This window comes from Paenibacillus sp. FSL H8-0122 (assembly GCF_038005345.1).
In the GTDB taxonomy this organism is placed as follows: domain Bacteria; phylum Bacillota; class Bacilli; order Paenibacillales; family Paenibacillaceae; genus Paenibacillus_AQ.
Genome location: NZ_JBBOTB010000001.1, coordinates 2,958,139 through 2,980,495, shown reverse-complemented (window position 1 = coordinate 2,980,495; position 22,357 = coordinate 2,958,139). Strand labels below are relative to the sequence as shown.

The window sequence follows — 22,357 nt, the reverse complement described above, 5'->3', positions numbered from 1 at the left end:
TTTCTGCAACGCCTATATAAATTGAAATTAAGGATTTAAAAACGGTATAAATCATGAAATCTGCTGACAACAGCGGCCGGAAGTCCAAAACTTCTCTGGAGTCACGGCACATCCCAAAACATAAAACCCATTAGTTCAATCTATCTTATCTATTTAGACAGACCCGGATTGAATGAATCGGGCGGCTCTTATGAAATAACGCTTGACTTGGAACGCATTTCATAACCTATAGTTCAGTGGAAGACTAGATAAAGGGGAGAAGAGGACATGAATCAGACCAGCAGCAAGATTATTTTCATCGATATTGACGGAACGCTTCTCATGGAGAATGGAATAGTCCCGGAATCGGCAGTGCAGGCATGCCAGCAGGCACGGAAGAACGGGCATTTGCTGTACCTGTGCACCGGACGCTCCAAGGCTGAAATCTATGATTATATCTGGGAGATCGGGTTCGACGGGTTGATTGGAGCGGCCGGCGGATATGTGGAGAGCGGCGGTGAAATGCTTTATCATAAAAAAGTGACCCCGGAGGATGCGAAGCATTTGATCGATTATTTTAACGCGAACAGGGTCGATTTCATTCTGGAATCCAATACGGCGCTTCACGGCAGCCGCCATTTACAGCCTCATCTGGAACGCAGAATCTATGGCGACTTGCTGAATGACCCCGAGGCGCAGGAGAGAAAACGGAAGTCGCCCCATCCCTATATCGCAACGCTCACTTACGGGGACGAGGAGTTATATCTGGATGACGTCAATAAGGTATGCTTCTTGGAGAGCAGCCTGCCCTTTCAACAGATTCAGGAGGAATTGCAGGACCGGTTCACGGCGATTCAATGCTCCATCCCGATCTTCGGGGAGAACAGCGGCGAGCTAATGATGCCTGGCGTTCATAAAGCTGCGGCTATTGCCGATGTCCTGCAACATTTGAATATCCCGCTTGAGAACAGTATGGCGATTGGAGACGGGCTGAATGATATGGAGATGCTGGAATATGTCCAGGTGGGGGTTGCCATGGGCAATGCCCGCGAGCCGCTCAAAGCAATTGCTGATGACATCACCGATTCGATTGAGAACGATGGACTGTATAACTGCTTCCTGAAGTACGGACTGATCTGAATGCGGGTTGATCTCCGGGAAGACTCGTGTTAAAATGCACTTAATTAAGCGATGGGAGTTGAAGAGTATCGTGCGGACATTTCTTGCGTAATGTGACCAATAAACAAGCGTTATTTGTGGCGCGCAATTTATGGTTGATATGCAGGAAGGGTCTGCCTCTTTTCACTCTGGTCCAAATATCCTTATTCAAGTCCGCCTGGAGATAAGTGACCGGGTATGGGATTTGCTGTGTTTATTTGAGCTGCGGGAGGAGAACCTTCTTGCAGCTTTTATTTTTGTAAATACAGGAGGATACGTGTATGTCTTTGATTAATGTGAGCAACCTGACTTTTGCCTATGAGGGCACTTACGAACATATTTTTGAGAATGTGAGCTTTCAGCTGGATACAGATTGGAAACTGGGCTTCACCGGACGCAACGGCCGCGGCAAAACCACCTTCCTGAATCTGCTGCTCGGCAAATATGAATACAGCGGGACGATATCCGCACAGGTAGGCTTCGAGTATTTCCCGTTTGCGGTGGCTGACCCTGGGGCTCTGACCGTGGATGTTATGCAGGAGATTGACCCGGAGATGGAGCACTGGAAGCTGATGCGAGAGCTGTCGCTGCTGCGGGTGTCCGAGGATACGCTGTACCGGCCGTTTGAATCCCTGTCGAACGGGGAGCAGACGAAGGTGCTGCTGGCGGCTCTGTTCGCGCGCGAGAACCAGTTCCTGCTCATTGACGAGCCGACGAACCATCTGGATGCGAAGGGCCGGAAGCTGGTCAGTGACTATCTGCGTACGAAGAGCGGGTATATTCTGGTGTCGCATGACCGTGCTTTTCTCGATAACTGTGTGGACCATATCTTGTCGATTAACAAGACCAATATTGAGATCCAGAAGGGCAACTTCAGCAGCTGGTGGGAGAACAAGTCCAGACAGGATCAGTTCGAGCTGGCGGAGGATGAGAAGCTGCGGAAGGACATCAAGCGCTTGTCGGACTCTGCCAAAAGAACGGGCGGCTGGGCGCATGAAGTCGAGAAATCCAAGAATGGCACCCGAAGCTCCGGCAACAAATTGGATAAGGGCTATGTCGGCCACAAGGCCGCCAAGATGATGAAGCGTTCCAAGTCGATTCAGCAGCGGCAGGAATCCGCCATCGCCGAGAAGTCGAAGCTGCTGCGGAATCTGGAGAGCGCAGACAGCCTGAAGATTGCACAGCTTCCTTATCATAAGCAGCAATTGGTGGAGCTGGAGGATCTCTCGATCCGCTATGGGGATACAACAGTATGCTCCGGCGTTAGCTTCGCTCTGGAACAGGGGGACCGGATCTCCCTCTCCGGCAGCAACGGCTCAGGCAAATCAAGTATTCTGAAGCTGATCTGCGGCGAGGACATAAGCTATACCGGCCACTTCGCGCGGGACAGCCAGCTGGCTATCTCTTATGTGTCTCAGGACACTTCGCACCTCCAGGGCAGCCTGAACGATTATGCCAGAGAACGGGGAATCGACGAGAGCCTGTTCAAGGCCATCCTGCGGAAACTTGATTTCTCGCGGCTGCAATTCGATAAGGAGTTGTCCTCATACAGCGGCGGGCAGAAGAAAAAGGTGCTGATTGCCGCCAGCCTCAGCGAGCAGGTACATCTGCACATCTGGGATGAGCCGCTGAACTTCATCGATGTCATCTCCCGGATGCAGATCGAGGAGCTGCTGCTGGAATATACGCCGACCATCCTGTTCGTGGAGCATGACCGTGAATTCTGCGCGAATATCGCAACGAAGCAGGTTCTGCTAGACTAAGCTTAAGAGAAATCCGTAATACAAACTATTCTCAGGAAAGCAGGGAACAAGTGAATGGAATATACAAAAATGGGCAATACCGGCCTTGATGTCTCCAGACTGTGTCTGGGTTGTATGAGCTTTGGCGATGCCAAGCGCTGGGTGCATCCGTGGGTGCTGGATGAAGAGCAGAGCCGGACGATGATCCGTGCCGCACTGGACCTGGGCATTAATTTCTTTGATACGGCCAATGTCTATTCTGACGGCACGAGTGAAGAAATGCTCGGACGGGCTTTGAAGGACATGACTGCCAGGGATGAGGTGGTGATTGCCACCAAAGTATTCTTCCCTATGCGAACCGGACCGAACGGCGGGGGCTTGTCCCGCAAGGCGATTATGAGCGAGATCGACCACAGCCTGAAGCGGCTGGGCACCGATTATGTCGATCTGTACCAGATTCACCGCTGGGATTATACTACGCCGATTGAAGAAACAATGGAAGCCCTGCATGATGTGGTGAAGGCGGGAAAAGCCCGCTACATTGGCGCTTCCGCCATGTATGCCTGGCAGTTCCAGAAGGCGCTGCATGTTGCTGACAAGAACGGCTGGACCCGGTTCGTCTCCATGCAGAATCATCTGAATCTCATCTACCGTGAAGAGGAACGTGAGATGCTGCCGCTCTGCAAGGAAGAGGGCATCGCGGTCATCCCCTACAGCCCGCTGGCTTCCGGCCGGTTGACCCGGGACTGGGCGGAATCTACGCTGCGCTCGGAAACGGATCAGGTACAGAGATCCAAATATGATGCTACAGCCGATAAGGACCGTCTGATTGTTGAGCAGGTAGCTGCCATTGCAGCAGAGCGCGGAGTTCCGCGCATCCATGTTGCACTGGCCTGGCTGCTGCAGAAACAGCCGGTAACTGCGCCGATTATCGGGGCGACGAAGCTGTCGCATATTACCGATGCGGTGGGGGCGCTATCTCTTCAGCTGACAGCTGAAGAAATTGCCCGGCTGGAAGAGCATTACGTCCCGCATGCCGTCGTTGGAGCGCTTTGATAATCTCCATTTAGCAGCTAACTACATCAGTTTCATCCATTGAGCGCGTGCCGGTATCATCCGGCATGCGCTTTTTGCTGCATAGCCACTTCTGCCATATCCGCCTGTATCCCTCAAATACGCCTCAGCTGGTAAGCGCTTCACAAGATCAAATCAGAACGATAGATATCCAACCGCTGTTATATAGGCGGGGGAGGCAGTTCCTTTTATGATAGAAGTATCAAGGGGGGAGACAATTGTACAACAAATTCTACAAATACCGCTGGCAATATCTGATGATCTTACCCGGGGTAGTCCTGCTGTTTCTGTTCAGCTATATCCCCATGGCCGGTATTCAGGTCGCCTTCAAGGATTTTCAGATTGGGACCTCGATCTGGGACAGCACCTGGGCGGGCTTGGATAACTTCACGTTCCTGGAAGACCCGCAGTTCCTGACCGTGGTCCAGAATACGCTGTACATTTCGGTGCTGAAGTTCATCTGCGGCTTCCCGGCCCCGATTCTGCTGGCGCTCCTGATCAACGAAGTGACCCGGCCGGCATTCAAGCGTTTCGTCCAATCGGTCAGCTATCTGCCGCATTTCTTCTCCTGGATCGTTGTTGCTTATATTCTGCAATCCTTCCTTACGCTGGATGGCGGGCTGGTCAATCAGTTTATCGGGCAGGCGGGGGGAGATCCGGTATTCTTCCTGGGTTCGACGGAGTGGTTCCGTCCAATCATTGTCTTCAGCGGCTTATGGAAAGAAACCGGCTGGAACACCATTCTCTATCTGGCAGCCATTACAACCATTGATCCGCAGCTGTATGAATCGGCGAAGGTGGAAGGTGCAGGCAAGCTGGCACAGATCCGCCATATAACCCTTCCCGGAATTATGCCAACCATCTCCATTGTGCTGATTCTGAGTATTCCGAGCTTAATTACAGTGGGAATGGATCAGATTTATCCGCTCATGAACTCTGCCAATCATAGTGTTGCCGATGTGCTGGATACGTATATCCTCCGCAACGGCTTACAGCAGGGGTACTTCGGGATGGCGACGGCAGTAGGATTATTGTCTTCGCTCATCAGCCTGATCTTGGTCGTCTCAACCAATCAGCTATCCAGAAAACTAAACGGGGAAGGACTGTGGTGAAGGCACATGAAAGCAAGCCGAGGTGAAAAAATAGCAGAATACATCATTATTGTACTGCTATCCCTGTTATGCGTATCGGTGCTGTATCCGTTCCTCTACATGCTGGCGATATCGCTGAATGACGGTGCAGATGCAGCCAAAGGCGGGGTCTATCTCTGGCCGCGCAGCTTCACACTGATTAATTACGAGATTGTGCTCGGCAACGAGACCATCAGGCATTCCTATCTCATTACAGTGGGCAGAACGGTAATTGGCACGGTTGGCGGGCTGCTGGTCACCCTGCTGGTGGCCTTCGGCCTCTCCTACCGGGGATTGCCGCTGCGCGGCACGATTCTCAGCTACATTCTGCTGACAATGCTGTTCAGCGGCGGACTCGTCCCCTTTTACATCCAGCTCAATAGTCTTGGCCTGATTAATACGTTCTGGGTATATATTCTGCCGGGATTGTTCTCCGTCTGGAATATGTTCGTCATGCTGAAGTTCATTCAGGGCATCCCGGAAGCGCTCGTTGAGTCGGCGGAGCTGGATGGGGCAGGACCGGTCCGTATTCTATGGCAAATCATCGTACCGTTATCGAAGCCTATGCTCGCTGCGCTGGGGCTGTTCACCGCAGTGGGCCACTGGAATGACTGGTTCGCCGGGGCCTTCTTCGTCACGAAACAGAATTTGATTCCTGTGCAGACCTTCCTGCAGCAGCTGCTGTCGGCACAGGATCTGTCGGCCGTGCTCGGCTCCAACAACAATCAGGAGGCACTGGCCCGCAGCTCGCAGCTACAGAATATTACGCTGATGTCGATCAAAATGTCTGTCGTGATGGTCAGTGCACTTCCGATTCTCTGTGTGTATCCGTTCCTGCAGAAATATTTCGTCAAAGGTGTTCTCCTGGGGTCAGTGAAGGGCTGATCTCTAAGTTAATGGCTATAGAACCATTTCACTGTACAATAACCATATAGGGGGAGTATTCTAGTGACAATCAAACAAGCCCGGCTTACAGCTCTGGCCATGACGGCGCTGCTGACTATCATCAGCGGGTGTTCCGGTTCCAATTCCGGCGGCGGAAATACGAAGGCAAGTAACAGCGGTACAGGAAATAAGAGTGCAACTACCCAAGGGGCAAGCGGTTCTACCAGCTTCAACCTCTGGCTTGGCTGGACGGCAACCATCAATAATGACAGTCTGGTGCAGAAGTATTGGCGGGAAGAGGAGCCGGGGGTGGATGTCAAGCTGGAGGCCACACAGGGCGATGCGATGACAGCGCTTAACCTGAAGATCAATACCGGCGGGTTCGAGGATGCGGCGATCTTCAGCCGGAACGAGACGGTGAAAAGCGCCATGCGGCGCTCCAAGCAGGTGCTGCCAGTGGAGCAATATTTCGACATGCCGGATAAATATCCGGGACTCGCGGCAATCCCGAAGCCGTATCTGGAGCTAATGAAGGACGAGGACGGCCATATCTGGTCGATTCCGACCTGGTTTGACCAGAACCCGGAGGCGCCTTGGCCAGGCTGGGCATCGCAGGGCTGGTTCGTCAGAACGGATGTGCTGGAGAAGACGGGCATGACTAGAGCCGATCTGTCCACACTGGATGGGGTTGAGGCCTTCCTGAAGAAAGCCGCTGAACAGAAAGACGCCTCCGGCAAAACACTGCTCCCCATGTCCTTCCTTATGGACACTAATGATTCGCTCGGGTGGAGTGACGAGAATGCGGTGCTGACCGCGTTTGGTGTCAGTACCGGCGGCAATGGCATTCAGAAGCAAGGGGATGAATTTCTCTTCGCTTATGATAATCCTAATTATAAGGCCGCTTATCAATGGATGAACAAGCTGTACCGGGAGAAGCTGATTGATCCGGAAGTAGTAACCAATAAGGGAGAGCAGTATATAGAGAAGAACAAATCCGGCCGGGTTGCATTGAATGCAGGCAGCTTCTGGAACATCAACGCTACAGCCTGGGAGACGCTGGATGGCCCTACGGAGCCAGGCTGGTTCTATGAAGTCATTCCTTTTCCGAAGGTTGCAGGGGTAGAGAAGCTGGGCATCAACCAGGTCACGAACCCGAATCCGGGGTATGATGTCTATATCAGCCAGAAGACCAAGAATCTTGAGGCGATTCTGAAATTCCTGGATTACAGCCTGCAGCCGAAGGCAGAACAGCAGCAGGTAATGAGCGAGGGGCCGGCAGGAAAGTACTGGGACTGGGTGGACCAGCCGCTGGGCAAGTGGAAATTTACAGATGAGACGTACAAGACCGCACGCAATTCCGGCGATGCCGCCCAGAAATCCAAAGTCACACCGGAGCTCTACATGACCTCTTCCTACAGTAATAAGTGGTATCCGTGGTGGAACACAGAAGACGGCGGCAAGGCAGGCGCAGCCAAGACGATTCAGTTCACCGAAGCCATCGGGAAGATGGGGACCATCCGTGTAGCAGAGCCTTATGATCTGATCGAGGTTAAGCAGGGCGGGGTATGGGAGAAATACTCCCTGGAGCTGGAGAATATCCGCAAGGAATACCGGGCTAAGCTGCTGATGGCGGGGGATGATGCCAAGTTCGAGGCGGAGTGGAACGGGTTCCAGGAAGCGCTGGAGAAACGCGGACATTGGAGTGAAGTCAAGGCCGAGTGGCTAAGCAGATATGAGGAAGAAATGAATGCAGGCAGCCAGAAATAAAATAAACCGGAGCGCCCTTCACCTGTGAGGGGGGCTCCCTTTATAGTTCGTGGGAGGGCCATATGATCAAACAGAGCATAGAGAAAGCAATTATTCGTATGACCCGGTCCATGAACCTGAGAGGCAAAATTGTCCTGTTCTACGGCCTGATTGTATTCCTTCCGACGGTCCTGCTTGCAGCGGGAGCAGGCTACCTGATGCTGCAGACCGTCCGGGCCAATTATATTCTGACCATCAGGGAAGCGGTACGCCAGAGCGCGCAGAGCATTGAGTTCCGCAAGCAGAGCTATGACCTCCTAGCCACTAGGACAGCGACAGATGGTGAATTGATCTCAAGAATAACGCGGGATTATACGGATATCACAGAACAGCTTGGCACCGTCAATTACGTGGACAGATCCTTCCTGTTTACCAGCAAATACCTTCCGGGTATCGAGAACTTCCGCATCTACCATACCAATGATACGCTGGTGCAGGATGGCGGCCTATTGTGGAAGCCAGAGGGGCGGATGCTGTCCGGACAGCGTGAGCAAGACTGGTATGCAGAGCGGCTATCTTCTCCGGATAATCTGGTATGGACCAATGCCAAGGATGATAGGAACAAGCTTGTCGTATCCCACAAAATCCTAGACAGCAACGGGGAGGTACACGGGCTGGTCTATCTGCTGCTGGATTATAAAAGCGTGTTCGCGGAATCCTTCGACCATCCCTTTGACGGTGCCGGAGAAATGTATATCGTCGACGGCAGTGAACGCATCATCGCCTCCTCAGAACCGTCCGAGATTGCTACTTCGTTATCCTCCTCCTCGTTAAGTGAATACTGGGGCAGCGCTGACGGAACAACCCGGACGAACAACGGAACGGTACTGATTACACAGGAGATCAAATCCGGCTGGCGGGTTGGCGCACTCGTGCATCTGGACCGCCTGGAGGAGCAGTCCAGACGGATTCTGTATTATATCGCAGCGGGAATTGCGTTCTTCCTGCTGCTGTCAATTTTCCTGATTATGGTTGTCCTGAAGAATATCATCTGGCGGATCCGCAAGCTGGGGAACCGGATGACAGATATATCCGAAGGATACTTCGAAGTAAAGGTGAAGAACCGTGACAAGGATGAGCTGGGGGAGCTGGAGGTACTGTTTAACTCCATGTCCGGACGGCTCGGGAAGCTGGTTGAAGAGCATACGGAAGCGCTGCTTAAGGAGCGTGAGCAATCCTTCCGGGCGCTGCAGGCACAGATTAATCCGCATTTCATCTATAATTCGCTCAGCCTGATCCGCTGGCGGGCGCTGGATCTGCAGGACGAGCTGCAGGTCCGCACGATAGATGCGCTGACGACTTTTTACCGGCTGGCACTGGGCAATCAGGTCAATGTTACCCGGCTGCGCGATGAGCTGGAGCATGTGAAGGCGTATATAGATATCCAGCAGCTCCGCTACCCAGGCCAAGTGTCGGTGGAATGGGAGGTGGAACCAGAGATCCTTAATCTCTATACCATCAAGCTGATCCTCCAGCCGATTGTTGAGAACTGTTATCTGCATGGCGTCATTACGGCCAGGGAGCATGCTTTTATTCAGATTACGGCTGAACGCAGAGGGGATGAGGTGCGCATCCAGGTGTTTGATAACGGGAAGGGGATTGGCCGGGAGAAGCTCGAAGAGATACGCGCCGGTACCTACAGCGGCAGCAGGAACGGGTTCGGCATGAACAATATCAGGGACCGTCTGGCGCTATATTTCGGCACACAAGGCCGCCTTGAAATCGACAGCGCAGAAGACGAATGGACGGCGGTAACCATCCACATTCCGGTCTGCATAGAACGTCCCGAGCTGAAGAGGAAGGAGGGGTAACATGCGTGCATTGATTGTTGACGATGAGCCTATGCAGATTCAAGGTCTGCTCAAGCATGTCCGCTGGGAGGCGCTTGGCTACAGGCCGCCGCTGACCGCCCGTTCCGGGATGGAAGCGCTCGCGGTATTGCAGGAGAACAAGGTGGATGTGCTCATTACCGATGTGGCGATGCCCGGGATGACCGGAATCGAGCTGCTCGCCAGAATCCAGGCTGATTATCCGCAGCAGTCCATGCAGACGGTAATCATCAGCGGCTTCGATGAATTTGAATTCGTGCAGGAGGCGATTCAGCTTGGGGCTAAGGCCTATGTGCTGAAGCCGGTCAAGACGCAGGAGCTGGAACAGAAGCTGGAGGCTCTCCGGGCAGCAGCTGAGAAGAAACAACGGCTGGAGCAGGAAACAGCCCTGCTCAGAGAGAAGGTTACAGAGAGCCGGGAAGTGCTGTTGGAGCGCTTCATTAAAGATCTGACCGGAGGCTGGATTCACAGTGATGAGCTGCTGGATTCATGGCGGCGTCTGCTGGATCTTCCGGCAGGCGAGTGGCAGGCGACATTGTTCCTGTTCGACTGTGACAGTCTGTACCTGCATCATAGCCATGATGCCAAGGAGCAGATTCTGCTGGGTGAAGCATTGCAGAATGCGGTGAAGCTTGGGCTGGACGGGTTCTCCGGCGCTTATATCGGGAAAGCGGGAGCAGGCGAGACTGCGGTGCTGGTGCTGGAAGCGGTTCCGCAGGTGCGGGCCAGGCTGGAGAAGCAGTTAAGGTTCATTCAGGAAGTGCTTCAGGAGCAATATGATGCTTCCGTTACGGTCGGGGTCAGCAGAGAGGCCTGCGGCTGGACGGAAATTCCGCTCCTGTATAAAGAGGTACGGCATATGATTGCCGATGCACGGCTGGCCGGATACGGGCAGATTGTATATTGTGACCGGCATCTGATGAACGAATACCAAGACTTCCGGCTGCGTGAGGAGTATATTCCTGAGATCGTCAGGCTGCTGGAGCTTGGGGAGAACGGCAAGGCGTCGGCTTATGCAAGCCATGCTTTTGAGATGATGCTGGCCGGAGAGCCTATCTCCTTCTCTTACGTGCAGGCGTTCGGCATGGGACTGCTCAGCGAGCTGGCACGCAAGCTTAAGAGGAATCAGGATACGGATACCGAAACGAACATTCTGATGTGGCAGCGCTTAATTGACTGCACTGGAGTGGAAGAAGTGCGGAAGACCGTTCTGGAATATCTCGTCTATTATACACAGCATAAGCAGAAGGAGCAGACTGCACAGCAGCATCATCTGATCCGGCAGGTCCGGCAGCATCTGGCCGATCATCTGCAGGAGAATCTGACGGTGAAGCAGCTGGCTGAGCTGTATCATCTGAATTCAAGTTATTTAAGTGTGCTGTTCAAAAAAGAAACCGGCCAGACGATCTCCGAATATGTCCAGGAAACGCGGATGAATAAGGCCAAGGAGCTGCTCCGCGATCCTGGCATTAAGGTCTACGAAGTGGCGGAGCAGGTAGGTTTTCAGACGGCGGCCTATTTCACCTTCCTCTTCAAGAAGACCACCGGTACCACCCCGCAAGAATTTAGAGATTACCATTATTAGGAGTGATAATTGTGCTGTCAAAGATCAGCCTTGAAGGCGAATGGAAGCTGCAGCTGGAAGAGAAGGGTAAGGGACTGGTATTACCTTTTACCGATGCAATCATGCTGCCGGGAACTACGTCCCATGCCCGTAAAGGGCCGAAGAACAACGAAATTCTCGCAGGTGCACTAACGGATGAATATCTGTTCGAAGGACCGGTCTGGTACTCCAGAGAGGTTGTGATTCCAGAAGAGCTGGCGGGTAAGCGCTGCTGCTTATATCTGGAACGCACCCGGTTAACCACCCTCTGGGTGGACGGCGTGGAGATCGGCAGCCGTGACAGCTTGAACACTGCGCATGTATATGAGCTGCCGGAGCTGCAGCCCGGGAGTCATACGCTTATGATCCGGGTGAACAACACCGGCTATCCGACCAAAGGCGGGCATATGACCTCGCCTGACACCCAGACCAACTGGAACGGGATTACCGGCCGGATGGAGCTACAGTTCTATGGGGAAGCCCGGATTAGCAGCATCCGGCTAAAGTCTGATCTGTCTGCACGTTCGGTGCGGATCTCGGCAACGCTGGAGAGCATGCAAGGTGCCACACTCGCGGTATCTGCCAATAGCTTCAATAGTGAGACAACACATTCCGTAGAGGAAGAGGAATATGTCATCGCACCGGGTCCGTTCACTATAGATTATGTCCTTGGTCCCGAGGCGCTGCTGTGGAGTGAATTCGCTCCCAATCTGTATACCGTCAGCCTTGTGCTCAAGGGCAGCGATGGAATTCCCGTTGACCGGCAGGAGGTGATCTTTGGGCTCAAGTCATTCCGGGCCGAAGGCGATAAGTTCACCATTAACGGCGAGCAGACCTTCCTGCGCGGCAAGCATGACGGCCTGATCTTCCCACTCACTGGTTATGCTCCGACCGATGTGGAGGAATGGGTACGAATTCTGGGGATCTCCAAGTCTTATGGGATCAATCATTACCGCTTCCACACCTGCTGCCCGCCGGAAGCTGCGTTCACCGCTGCGGATCTGCTCGGAATCTATATGCAGCCGGAGCTGCCGTTCTGGGGCACGATTACAGTAGAGACAGATGAAGGGCATAATCAGGCGGAGCAGGACTATCTGATCAGCGAAGGATATGCCATCCTGCGGGAGTTCGGCAATCATCCTTCCTTCGTCATGATGTCGCTAGGCAATGAGTTATGGGGCAGCAAGGAGCGGATTGATTCATTCCTGAAGGACTACAAGGCATTCGATGACCGGCCGTTATACACCCAAGGCTCCAATAACCATCAATGGGTGCCGGAGGTGCTGGAGCATGACGATTTCTTCAGCGGTGTGCGCTTCACGCGCGACCGGCTGTTCAGAGGCTCCTATGCGATGTGCGATGCTCCGCTCGGCCATGTCCAGACCTCGCTGCCAAGTACAATGAAGGATTACGACGACCAGATTGTTCCGCCGGATTTACTGAATGGAGAGGGTGAGGCTGCGGCAACAGGCGGTGAAATTCAGATCCAGTACGGTACCGAAGCCAAGACCGTGCAGGCTGGCGGTGAAACCGGTGAATGGATACCGCAGGTTCCGGTAATTTCGCATGAGATTGGACAATATGCTACGTTTCCTAATTTCGCGGAGATTGAGAAATATACGGGCCCGCTCAAAGCGGAGAATTTCATCCTCTTCCGCGAACGGCTGGAGAGCAAGGGGCTTGGCCATCTGGCCGATGCCTATTTCAGAAGCTCGGGACAGCTCGCTGTCGCTTGCTACAAGGAAGAGCTAGAGGCTGCCTTCCGTTCCCGCCGGCTTGCGGGGTTCCAGCTTCTGGATCTCCAGGACTTTAGCGGCCAAGGCACAGCGATGGTAGGTGTTCTGGATGCCTTCATGGATTCCAAGGGGCTAATTAGCCCGGAAGAGTGGCGAACCTTCTGTAATGATGCCGTGCTGCTGGCAAGATTCCCCAAGTATAACTACGGCGCAGGTGAGACCTTCGAGGCCCATGTGGAGCTGAGCTGCTTCCGCAGCGGCATGCCGGAATCCATCGAGCTGCACTGGGAGCTTGCGGTAGAAGGGGGAGCTCGGACAACGGGCTCAGCCGGAGCCTTTATTCCTGCCGGAACCCATTACATTGACATATGCGATCTGGCGGTTGAGCTTCCGGCGGTTGACCGGATGAGCCGTGCGGAGCTTGCGCTCCGGGTCCAAGGAACGGATATCCGTAAGAGCTACGACTTGTGGATATATCCTGAGCAGAGTGATAACCCGCTTGAAGTTGAAGGCATCCATGTGTTCACAGAGCTGTCTGAGGAGGCAGTCTCCCTGCTGGAGCAAGGCGGTAACGTGCTGCTGATGCCGGAGCCGGAATCGGTTCAGAACGGAATCGAAGGCTACTATTGTACGGATTTCTGGTGCTACCCGATGTTCCGTTCGATCTCGGAGAGCATGAACCGGCCGGTTCCAATTGGTACGATGGGCCTGTTGATCGATAACGGGCATCCGGTATTGCGCGATTTCCCGAGTGAAGTCCATTCCACCTACCCGTGGTGGACTATCGCCCAGCATTCCAAATCGCTTATCATGGACGAGGCGGACCGCAGCTGGAATCCCATCGTACAAACGATCGATAATTTCGAGCGTAATCATAAGCTAAGTTTCCTCACGGAGTGCCGGGTGCGCAACGGTAACTTGCTGCTGTGTGCACTGGATGCCGCTAAGGTGAGCGGAACCCCTGAAGGCAGACAATTCCTGACCAGTATAGCGAATTATATGAACTCTGCTGATTTCCAGCCACAGTACCATGCAACCATTGAAGAGCTTCAGACTTTGATTCGTTAAAATGACCTAATAGAGCTGTCCCAAAGCCGTGAAGCGGTGGTTTGGGGCAGCTCTTTATTTTAGATATTTCGCCTGAATCCATAGGCTTCGCGCTATAAATTGTAGGCCGGAACGATAGTAACTGCATTTTGTACAATGGAATGCTGTAAAAAAGGCTTTGAAATAGAATCTATTGTATTCTGTACAATTGAATATTGAAAAAAGGCCCTTTTTCGCCCAAAACCCAACATTCTACTGTATGAAATACAATAGAATCTCAATTTACGGTCAGCTATGCGTTTTCTATTGCAGAAAATACAATCAGCTACTTCAATTTAGGTGCAGTCTCCCGAATATACTCCATGAATCTTCTGGCTGCGGGGGACAGATAATGGTCCCGGCGCCATTGCAGGCCCACCTCCCATTCCCAGCCCGGTTCCTGGATGGGAATCCAGACCAGACCGTCAAGCATCAGTCCGAGCGTCTGCGGAAGCACGGAGACGCCGAGTCCGGCTTTGATGAACCCTGCCACAGTAATCAGATCCTCAGCATAATAGGTAGAGGCCAGCTCGAAATTAGTATTTTGGAAGAGGGAGGTGATGGTGTGCTTGAGTCCGCAATTTGTCTTCAGTCCTACAAACGGCTCACCCGACAGCTCGAACAGACTCAGTGAGGAACGCGAGGCGAACCGGTGGGAACTGGAGACCACAATATAAATCGGTAATCTGCGAATCACCATCCATTCCTTATTCTCCGCCGTAGTCTCTCTGGACGTAATCAGCATATCCGAGGTCCCGTTATCCAGCGCTTCGTCGATATCCCCGTGATTCCCCTGATACAGATCAAACCGTACCTTCGGATGGTCTAACTGATAATCTCTGATAAGCGAGGGGATCAGGTCCACGCCAAGAATATTCAGATAAGACAGATGAACGGTTCCACTCTCCGCATTGGACGACTCCTCAATCTCCCGCACCCCATTCCCGATATTGCGCAGCGCTTCTTCGACCCGCGAACTGAACATAACCCCATAGCGGTTAAGCTGGACATTGCGTCCCTTTCGCTCGAATAAAGGAACCCCCAGTTCACTCTCCAGTTTGGAAATCGCATGGCTCAGAGCAGGCTGCGTAATTCGCAGCGCTTTGGACGCAGAGGTCATATGCTCAAGCCGGGCTACGGTCAGAAAGTACTCCAATTGTGTAAGCTCCATGCAGACAGCCTCCTTTATATATTAATATTACTAATGAATTTAATGAAAATAATAAATTAGACGCACAATTTAATCAAGCTTAAGATACATATATACCTTGAGCGGCTGGAACTTCCAGCTGGACTGAGGAATTTCAAATGAAATGAGGCTGCAGCAATGACTATAGCTTATGCAAACCCAATGACAGAATACGAAGGTAAAAAAATTCTGGTCACAGGCGGTACCAAGGGAATGGGGGAAGCGATCGTAAACAGATTCAAGGCGGCTGGAGCTACCGTGATGACAACCGCCCGCACCGTCCCGGAAGATTTGGCAGATTCGGGATGGTTCGTCCAGGCAGATCTGTCCAAGCAAGAAGGCGTGGAGAAAGTAATTACGGCAGTCAACGAACGTTTCGGCAGCATCGATATTGTAGTGAATAACATCGGAGGCAGCGCTACCCCTGCCGGAGGATTCCTGGCCGCAAGCGATGAACACTGGATGGATGCGCTGAACTTGAACCTGCTGGCAGCCGTCCGGCTGGACCGGGGGCTGATTCCTCTGATGCTGAAGCAGGGCAAGGGTGTAATTATCCATATCTCTTCGATTCAAAGAGTGCTGCCGCTGATCGAATCGACCATCCCCTATGCAGCCGCCAAAGCTGCGTTAAGCAATTACAGCAAAAGCCTGTCCAAGGAGTTCTCTCCCCAGGGTATCCGGGTAAACCGCGTAGCCCCGGGCTTCATTCAAACTACAGCAGCCGAAGCCTTCTTGAATAATATTGCGGAGGTGACAGGCAGTGTGGAAAGTGCGCTGCAGTCGGTAATGGACGCGCTGGGCGGCATTCCCATCGGCCGTCCCGGCTTTCCTGAGGAGGTGGGCGAGCTGGTAGCCTTCCTCGCTTCCGACCGGGCAGCATCCATCACGGGTGCCGAGTACGTGATTGACGGGGGAACCGTACCTACGGTGTAAGGTGAAGCGTAACCCTCACCGATAATTGTTGCTTAAGTGATCCTCTCCCTAATAGAACAGTCGGTTCAGCCATTTATTGGCTGTACAGCTGTTCTTTTTGTATTGTTCGGTTATTGTTTTTTACGAAAAGCAAAAAGAAGCGGAGGGGAAATTTGGAACTGGAGGAGCGAATGCGACCGCCTTTGTGTTTGGATTTCTACCGCGAGAAGCGGTTATATTCAGGAAATCCAAACACAACAGCGGCCGGAAGTCCAAATGTTCACCGCAGCGACGACCAGGCTTCGAGTTATAATGTCAGTTGTAATAATTCTTTATCTTTTCTTTAGATTTGGTTTAGACTGGATTAAGAATGGCAGGCTATAGTTACAAAGAGCGCGGCTTGCATGACAAGATAGAGGGGGATTCACCATGTATACCATTCTCATAGCCGATGACGAATCGGAGATTGTTGAGCTTCTGCAGCTGTATCTGGAGAAGGAATATAACATTTTGACGGCAGAGAACGGAATCGAAGCCTTGAAGCTGATGCAGAATAACAAGATTGACCTGGCGATACTGGATATTATGATGCCGGGGATGGACGGGCTGCAGCTGCTGAAGCGGATTCGGGAGCACGAGCATTTCCCTGTACTGTTCCTGTCCGCCAAGAGCCAGTATCATGACAAAATCCTGGGGCTTGAGCTCGGAGCGGACGACTATATCGCTAAACCTTTCAATCCGCTGGAGATTGTGGCGCGTGCCGGGGCCATGCTGCGGCGGGTGCATCAGTTCGATGCCAAGGCAGCGGAGGAGGAGAAGCCGAATGAGCAGATCGTGCTCGGCAGGCTGACACTGGACCGGAGCACCTGTCAGGTTGAGGTGGCCGGGGAGGCCGTCGCTCTGACTTCTACCGAATACAAAATCCTGGAGCTGCTGATGCAGCAGCCGGGCCGTGTGTTTACACGCAAGAAGATATATGAGACTGTCTGGGAAGATTTCTACGTCTACGAGGACAACAGCATTATGGTGCACATCAGCAACATCCGCGACAAGATCGAACGAGATTCCAAGAGACCGGAATACCTGAAGACGATCAGGGGATTGGGGTACAAAATTGAAGCACCCGTGGAAAAGTAGAGATAACCGCCCGCTGCAGACGTCGCTGACCATCGACTTCCTGCTGTTCAACTGCATGCTGCTGATGCTGGTGTTAGTGGTCTACCTGTTCGTACAAAAGGATATCGCCCAAGTCATCCGGGACCGGATGACGCCAGATCCCAATCTGTCCGTGGAGGCCGGGACGTACCGGGAGGAGCTGGGCCAGGGGCCGGAGAGTGAGCGTCTGCTGAAGAGCGGAGGCTGGCTGGAGCTGCTGGATTCCGGCAAGCGGGTGATTCAGGTCATTGGTGAGAAGCAGGATGATATTCAAGCTTATGAAGAGGACATGCTGTATCTGGGACTGGAGAACCGCAGCGACCAGCCCTTTTACTATTCCATCACGAGTGTTACGGAGCAAGACAGCGGGGCAGCCTGGATGTTGCTTAAGATTCCCCGCGATGTAATTAATATCTCCATTAACAACGAGTTTCTGGTCTCCTATCTGAATCATTCGGTGTTCTTTTATGTATTCCTGGTCAGCGGGTTGATTCTGCTGCTGATTTTTGTCTACAGCTATTGGGTCTCCAGACGGATCAAGAAGCCGCTGCGGGTGCTGAATCTAGGCTTGAACCGTATGATGGAAGGGCATTACAACACCCGGATCGCCCTCTATGCGGAGACGGAGTTCCTGCGGATTGGCCACAGCTTCAACTATATGGCTGATGTGATCGAGAAGACCACCGAGGAGAAGCGCCTGGCTGAGAAAAGCAAGCAGCGGCTGATGGTCGATCTGTCGCATGACCTGAAGACCCCGATTACCAGCATCCAAGGGTATGCGCAGGCCCTTATCGAAGGACGCGTGACCGACCCGGAGCGGCAGACCAAATATTTGAATTACATCTACACCAAGTCCGTGCAGGTCACCAAGCTCATTACGCATATGCTGGATCTGCTTAAGCTGGACTCACCCGATTTCATTCTGCGCATAGAGCGCCTTGAACTGGGCGACCATCTGCGGGAGATTATTGCTGACACCTACGGCGAGATTGAGCAAAAAGACTTCGAGCTTCACCTGCAGGTGCCCGAAGAAGAGGTCTATGCCCGTTATGATCCCGAGCTGTTCGCCAGTGTCATCAACAACCTGATCGGCAATGCGCTGGCCTACAATCCCGAAGGGACGCGCATCCGGGTATCTGTGATTCCCGAGGACACGCAGATCAGGATCGAAATTGCGGACAATGGAGTTGGTATTCCGAAGGAGCTGTGGTCTACAATCTTTGATCCGTTTGTTCGCGGTGATGAGGCGCGGACAACGGCCAGCGGAGGAACTGGACTGGGCTTATCCATCGCCAAGAAGAATGTGGAGAAGATGGAGGGCACGCTGCTGCTGGAGAGCAGGGAAGGGGAACCGACGGTGTTTGTGATCCGTATTCCGAAATAGAGGAAATAATTAACTTCTTGTCGAATGTACTGATCTGGAAGATTCCGGCACCTTGCCGGGACACCTAACTTACATCGGGGGAAGGAATTAGAACATCTATGAAAAAACTTGCATTACTGCTCACCACTCTGCTGCTTGCGCTCGGACTGGTCTATCCGGGAGGCGCCGGACAGGCAGCGGCCGCAGCCGCACCGGCGTACAAGGAGATTGCTACATTTGTCGAAGGCAACCTTCTTATTTCGCCAGTTAAATCTGTACTTGTGAACGGCTCTGCCTATGTACCGGTTAAGCTGGCCGGGCAGATTCCCGGTTTCACTGTGGCGGCAGATGCTACTGGCGTAACGCTCACAGGCAGCAAAGGAAGTACCAAGCTGAACAAGGATAACTCCATCTTGTATAAGAACACCAACTACGTGGCCTTCAAAACCCTGCTGAAGCTCGGAGCGATCGACGGCAAATATGCCTCCAGCGCCATAGCGTTGTTCGTCTGGAGCACAGAGGATGGCAAAAATAAGAGCAACAGTATGCTCTACGCCATCAGCAAGCTGCCAGGTACCATGGGCATTGTGCTAGGCAAAAAGGTTTATTTATATGGGCACCCGGGAAGCCATTGGGTGAAAAGTGTACAGTACGTTGATGACAACAACCAGAACTTTGTGATGCAAAATGAAGCCGGAGCCGAATGGGTCCTGGATTTGAACGATTTTGTGGACAATACCATGTATTATAGTGAGAATATCGATTATCTGAAGTATTACTATAATGGACTAACAGTGTGGACCCGGAACGCCATGATTACAGATAGTCCGTTCAAGAACTTTGAGAAAGCAACCATCGCCAATTTCCGCTCCAATCCTGTAAACGGGAATTTAGAAATGATCATCCGCCGGGCCAACGGACAGGAGATTCCGGTGGAGATTGATCCAACTGCGGGTGATTATGGTGATTACGTCGAAGACATCTTATATTTCAAGAATCCGCAAACCACCTTCAAGATCAGCGATAAAATGTGGTCTGCCATCCGTGAAGAGCGGGCGGTCAGCGGCATGACGATCACAGAGCTTCTGCTCTCCTGGGGAGACCCGGACGAGGTTTATGACGGGTATGTAGTGTACGGCAACCAATATGTCTATTTCATCAATGATAAGGTCTTCTCTATAGTTAATTTGTAATTCAGCGTGGAAAAGCGGCTTCCCGTCAGCGGGCCTGCACAAGGAATTCACAGAATTCCTTATGCAGGCTCTTTTTCTGTTGCTTGGACAGGTTAGCAGGTGTAACTGTTCCAGTTTTGAGCTTCAGTGATTTCATGTATAATGAATGAACTGGAACCAGCTATTCTTTTACACTCTAGGAGGACATTATGCAGCTCATTCAACCCCAAGCTATTCAGACTCGGATCGACGATTTCGTCTCTGAGGATCTATATATCCATCTTGAACTTACAAACGGAGCCTATGCCAGCCATTTCGACAGCTCCCGTGCTCCGGGCTCGGTGTTCATCAGCAATGCCGAGATCCGTTACACGAACGGCTCCATCTCAGGGACAGGACCCTACCGGGTGGGCTTAAAGACAGAGAAGGGCTGGATCTATGCAGAAGGCCTGACCCATGTGGATGAGCAGGATAATGAGCGGCTGATTCTGGCCGGACATGACAGTATGGGCAAGCTGATCGTGGCGTTGCAGCTTAGCCGGAGCCCTTTTTAATGATACTGGAGGATTAAGCAGACATGAATAATAAATCTATGGACCATGCAAGAATCCTGGTGGTACTTCCCCATCCTGACGATGAAGCCTACTTCGTATCCGGGACGCTGGCGATGTATATCGCAGCAGGTGCAGAGGTGACCTATGCCTGTCTGACACTGGGAGAGATGGGCCGGAACATGGGCGTTCCGCTGATCGCGAACCGTATCACTCTGCCAGCCATCCGCCAAGCGGAGCTCGAAGCTTCCTGTAAGGCCATTGGAATTCAAGACCTGAGGATGCTGGGCTTCCATGACAAAATGATTGAGTTCGAAGACCCGGCGCTTCTGGATCAGCGGATGGAATCGCTCGTGAAGGAGCTTACCCCGTCGCTGGTTATTACGTTCTACCCCGGATATAGCGTGCACCCGGATCATGATGCCACGGGTGCTGCGGTGATCCGTACAATGGCCCGGCTGCCCGCAGCGGAACGTCCGGTTGTACATAGTGTGGCTTTCTCGAATAACCATCAGCAGCGGATTGGAGCAGCCGATGTAGTCATCGATGTCACGCCTTTTATCACTGTCAAAATCAACTCCATTCTGGCGCACCGCACCCAGTTCCAGGAGGATAAAGTGCTTGGTAGCCTTCTGCCAACTGATCCAGTAATCTGCGGCAAGTACGGTATGGAACGCTTCTGGACCTACCGGTTCCCTGAATGCAAGGAACAGCCGGAGGAAGCGGCATTGTGCTGTAAGTGAACAATTATAATGTATACTATAGACCGGATTGGAGATATACAGATGACAGAACAACGGGTATACATCCGGTTCCCCGAGGCGGGAGATGCCACGGAGCTGACGGGGATGTATTTGCGTAACCGCGAGTTTTTTGAAGAGCATTCGCCTGATATTAGCGACGATTTCTATACGGAAGACTACCAGCTCGACAAGCTTACGCAGTATGAAGAGTACAGGGCAGCGGACGAGAGATATGACTTTGTGGTGATTCATAAGGCAGACCGCCGGATCATCGGTACTGTCAGTCTGTCTTTTGTGGTGCGGGGACCGCTGCAGAGCTGTATGATCGGGTACAGTCTGGACAAGGACTATAACGGTAAAGGCTATATGACGGAGGCGGTGCAGCAGGTCGTGCGCTATGCCTTCGAGGAGCTGAAGTTCCACCGGATTACTGGGGAAGCCTCACCGGATAATCCCGGCTCCATCCGTGTGCTGGAGCATGCAGGCTTCCACAAGGAAGGCATTGCCCGGCTGAACGTGAAGATCCGCGGGGTGTGGAAGGACCACCAGATTCTCGCGATTATCAACCCGGCCGATATTAGTTAACGGAGTTAACACACGAATTATTATATAGATTGAACAAAAAAATTAAGTTAAAGGAAAAGTGGCGGAGGGGAATTTTGGAACTGGAGGAGCGGTAGCGTCCGCCTTTGTCTGCGGATTTCAACCGTTAAAAACGGGATGAATTAAGAAATCTGCAGACAACAGCGGCCGGAGGTCCAAAACTTCTCTGGAGTCACGGCTAATCCTAAAACCTGAAAATCAATAGTTCAATTTATTAGCTTAAATATTAACATTGTGGAGGATCACCAATGAGCCAGCGTTTACGAATTACCCGTTCCATGCAGGAAGAGAATGCAGAGCAGGCGCTAACCCTAGAGCAATGCAAGCAATACTTTGCCGATAAATCCGGCTTCAGCTATTCACAGGTCTACACTGTACAGGGTGCGGAGAGTACGATGTCGATCGAGGGGGATTTTTTCATGTGGAGTCATGAGGGCGCGGAGTACCCGTTCCGGCTGTATATGGGCGATCTGTACGTGGCCTTGTCCATGGAGGCGATTGTGCCTGTGATTCTTGAGATTGCCACGGACCTGCGGGCCGATGTGGTTGAGGGGTAGGGAACCAGAATGAATACATATCAGAACAGAATATGAGAGCTTCACACTCTGCTGACCCGCTTTATGGAGAATGGACCGTTTACC

The 22,357-nt window shown here is 52.4% G+C and carries 18 protein-coding genes; 17 read left to right on the top strand and 1 reads right to left on the bottom strand.

The window, feature by feature from the left end; genetic code table 11:
* Positions 1–267: 267 nt before the first annotated feature.
* The 9 genes from NSS64_RS13005 to NSS64_RS12965 all read left to right on the top strand — a co-directional run bounded on the left by NSS64_RS13005 (position 268) and on the right by NSS64_RS12965 (position 14,010).
* A complete protein-coding gene (locus NSS64_RS13005) occupies positions 268–1,119 on the top strand; it encodes an HAD family hydrolase (RefSeq protein WP_341140378.1) in 852 nt (283 codons plus the stop codon).
* Between the two features lie 299 nt (positions 1,120–1,418).
* Complete coding sequence (locus NSS64_RS13000; RefSeq protein ID WP_341140377.1) at positions 1,419–2,900, top strand: Lsa family ABC-F type ribosomal protection protein; 1,482 nt, start codon at positions 1,419–1,421, stop codon at positions 2,898–2,900.
* Positions 2,901–2,954: 54 nt separating this feature from the next.
* Positions 2,955–3,935: an aldo/keto reductase gene (locus NSS64_RS12995; RefSeq protein WP_341140376.1), complete on the top strand. Its 981-nt coding sequence runs from the start codon at positions 2,955–2,957 to the stop codon at positions 3,933–3,935.
* 236 nt (positions 3,936–4,171) lie between these two features.
* Complete coding sequence (locus tag NSS64_RS12990; protein WP_340940844.1) at positions 4,172–5,065, top strand: ABC transporter permease; 894 nt, start codon at positions 4,172–4,174, stop codon at positions 5,063–5,065.
* A gap of 6 nt (positions 5,066–5,071) precedes the next feature.
* Positions 5,072–5,968: a carbohydrate ABC transporter permease gene (locus NSS64_RS12985; RefSeq protein ID WP_340940843.1), complete on the top strand. Its 897-nt coding sequence runs from the start codon at positions 5,072–5,074 to the stop codon at positions 5,966–5,968.
* A gap of 63 nt (positions 5,969–6,031) precedes the next feature.
* Positions 6,032–7,735 carry a hypothetical protein gene (locus tag NSS64_RS12980; RefSeq protein WP_341140375.1) on the top strand — a complete coding sequence of 568 codons (1,704 nt, stop codon included), beginning with the start codon at positions 6,032–6,034 and terminating at the stop codon, positions 7,733–7,735.
* A 62-nt stretch (positions 7,736–7,797) separates the two neighbouring features.
* Positions 7,798–9,585: a cache domain-containing sensor histidine kinase gene (locus NSS64_RS12975; protein ID WP_341140374.1), complete on the top strand. Its 1,788-nt coding sequence runs from the start codon at positions 7,798–7,800 to the stop codon at positions 9,583–9,585.
* Between the two features lies 1 nt (position 9,586).
* Positions 9,587–11,188: a response regulator gene (locus tag NSS64_RS12970; RefSeq protein WP_341140373.1), complete on the top strand. Its 1,602-nt coding sequence runs from the start codon at positions 9,587–9,589 to the stop codon at positions 11,186–11,188.
* A gap of 11 nt (positions 11,189–11,199) precedes the next feature.
* Positions 11,200–14,010, top strand: a complete 2,811-nt coding sequence (locus NSS64_RS12965) for a glycoside hydrolase family 2 TIM barrel-domain containing protein (protein ID WP_341140372.1) — start codon at positions 11,200–11,202, stop codon at positions 14,008–14,010.
* Between the two features lie 304 nt (positions 14,011–14,314).
* Here NSS64_RS12965 and NSS64_RS12960 read toward each other — a convergent pair whose 3' ends face one another.
* Positions 14,315–15,199 carry a LysR family transcriptional regulator gene (locus tag NSS64_RS12960; protein ID WP_341140371.1) on the bottom strand — a complete coding sequence of 295 codons (885 nt, stop codon included), beginning with the start codon at positions 15,197–15,199 and terminating at the stop codon, positions 14,315–14,317.
* A 156-nt stretch (positions 15,200–15,355) separates the two neighbouring features.
* Here NSS64_RS12960 and NSS64_RS12955 point away from each other — a divergent pair, with 156 nt between their 5' ends.
* The 8 genes from NSS64_RS12955 (at position 15,356) to NSS64_RS12920 (ending at position 22,273) form a co-directional block, all read left to right on the top strand.
* The gene (locus NSS64_RS12955; RefSeq protein WP_340992876.1) at positions 15,356–16,150 is read left to right on the top strand and encodes an SDR family oxidoreductase; all 795 of its coding nucleotides are present in this window, start codon (positions 15,356–15,358) and stop codon (positions 16,148–16,150) included.
* Between the two features lie 408 nt (positions 16,151–16,558).
* The gene (locus tag NSS64_RS12950; protein WP_340940828.1) at positions 16,559–17,266 is read left to right on the top strand and encodes a response regulator transcription factor; all 708 of its coding nucleotides are present in this window, start codon (positions 16,559–16,561) and stop codon (positions 17,264–17,266) included.
* The gene (locus tag NSS64_RS12945) at positions 17,244–18,668 is read left to right on the top strand and encodes a sensor histidine kinase (RefSeq protein WP_340940827.1); all 1,425 of its coding nucleotides are present in this window, start codon (positions 17,244–17,246) and stop codon (positions 18,666–18,668) included. Before NSS64_RS12950 ends, NSS64_RS12945 begins: the two co-directional genes overlap by 23 nt.
* Before the next feature lie 98 nt (positions 18,669–18,766).
* Positions 18,767–19,840, top strand: coding sequence for a hypothetical protein (locus NSS64_RS12940; protein ID WP_341140370.1), 1,074 nt, complete (start codon positions 18,767–18,769; stop codon positions 19,838–19,840).
* Between the two features lie 188 nt (positions 19,841–20,028).
* Positions 20,029–20,373 (top strand): YojF family protein, encoded by a 345-nt coding sequence (locus tag NSS64_RS12935; RefSeq protein ID WP_076075603.1) that lies wholly within the window; start codon positions 20,029–20,031, stop codon positions 20,371–20,373.
* A 23-nt stretch (positions 20,374–20,396) separates the two neighbouring features.
* Entirely contained in the window at positions 20,397–21,113 is a 717-nt protein-coding gene (gene bshB2 / locus NSS64_RS12930; RefSeq protein WP_341140369.1) for a bacillithiol biosynthesis deacetylase BshB2, read from the top strand.
* 42 nt (positions 21,114–21,155) lie between these two features.
* Positions 21,156–21,698: a GNAT family N-acetyltransferase gene (locus NSS64_RS12925; protein WP_341140368.1), complete on the top strand. Its 543-nt coding sequence runs from the start codon at positions 21,156–21,158 to the stop codon at positions 21,696–21,698.
* A gap of 266 nt (positions 21,699–21,964) precedes the next feature.
* Positions 21,965–22,273 carry a hypothetical protein gene (locus NSS64_RS12920; RefSeq protein ID WP_341140367.1) on the top strand — a complete coding sequence of 103 codons (309 nt, stop codon included), beginning with the start codon at positions 21,965–21,967 and terminating at the stop codon, positions 22,271–22,273.
* Positions 22,274–22,357: the final 84 nt, after the last annotated feature.

Bases quoted from the DNA above. Each gene is read 5' to 3' on its own strand.
- NSS64_RS13005 (WP_341140378.1), top strand. From the start codon at position 268: ATGAATCAGACCAGCAGCAAGATTATTTTCATCGATATTGACGGAACG.
- NSS64_RS13000 (WP_341140377.1), top strand. From the start codon at position 1,419: ATGTCTTTGATTAATGTGAGCAACCTGACTTTTGCCTATGAGGGCACT.
- NSS64_RS12995 (WP_341140376.1), top strand. From the start codon at position 2,955: ATGGAATATACAAAAATGGGCAATACCGGCCTTGATGTCTCCAGACTG.
- NSS64_RS12985 (WP_340940843.1), top strand. From the start codon at position 5,072: ATGAAAGCAAGCCGAGGTGAAAAAATAGCAGAATACATCATTATTGTA.
- NSS64_RS12975 (WP_341140374.1), top strand. From the start codon at position 7,798: ATGATCAAACAGAGCATAGAGAAAGCAATTATTCGTATGACCCGGTCC.
- NSS64_RS12970 (WP_341140373.1), top strand. From the start codon at position 9,587: ATGCGTGCATTGATTGTTGACGATGAGCCTATGCAGATTCAAGGTCTG.
- NSS64_RS12960 (WP_341140371.1), bottom strand. From the start codon at position 15,199: ATGGAGCTTACACAATTGGAGTACTTTCTGACCGTAGCCCGGCTTGAG.
- NSS64_RS12955 (WP_340992876.1), top strand. From the start codon at position 15,356: ATGACTATAGCTTATGCAAACCCAATGACAGAATACGAAGGTAAAAAA.
- NSS64_RS12950 (WP_340940828.1), top strand. From the start codon at position 16,559: ATGTATACCATTCTCATAGCCGATGACGAATCGGAGATTGTTGAGCTT.
- NSS64_RS12940 (WP_341140370.1), top strand. From the start codon at position 18,767: ATGAAAAAACTTGCATTACTGCTCACCACTCTGCTGCTTGCGCTCGGA.
- NSS64_RS12935 (WP_076075603.1), top strand. From the start codon at position 20,029: ATGCAGCTCATTCAACCCCAAGCTATTCAGACTCGGATCGACGATTTC.
- bshB2 (WP_341140369.1), top strand. From the start codon at position 20,397: ATGAATAATAAATCTATGGACCATGCAAGAATCCTGGTGGTACTTCCC.
- NSS64_RS12925 (WP_341140368.1), top strand. From the start codon at position 21,156: ATGACAGAACAACGGGTATACATCCGGTTCCCCGAGGCGGGAGATGCC.
- NSS64_RS12920 (WP_341140367.1), top strand. From the start codon at position 21,965: ATGAGCCAGCGTTTACGAATTACCCGTTCCATGCAGGAAGAGAATGCA.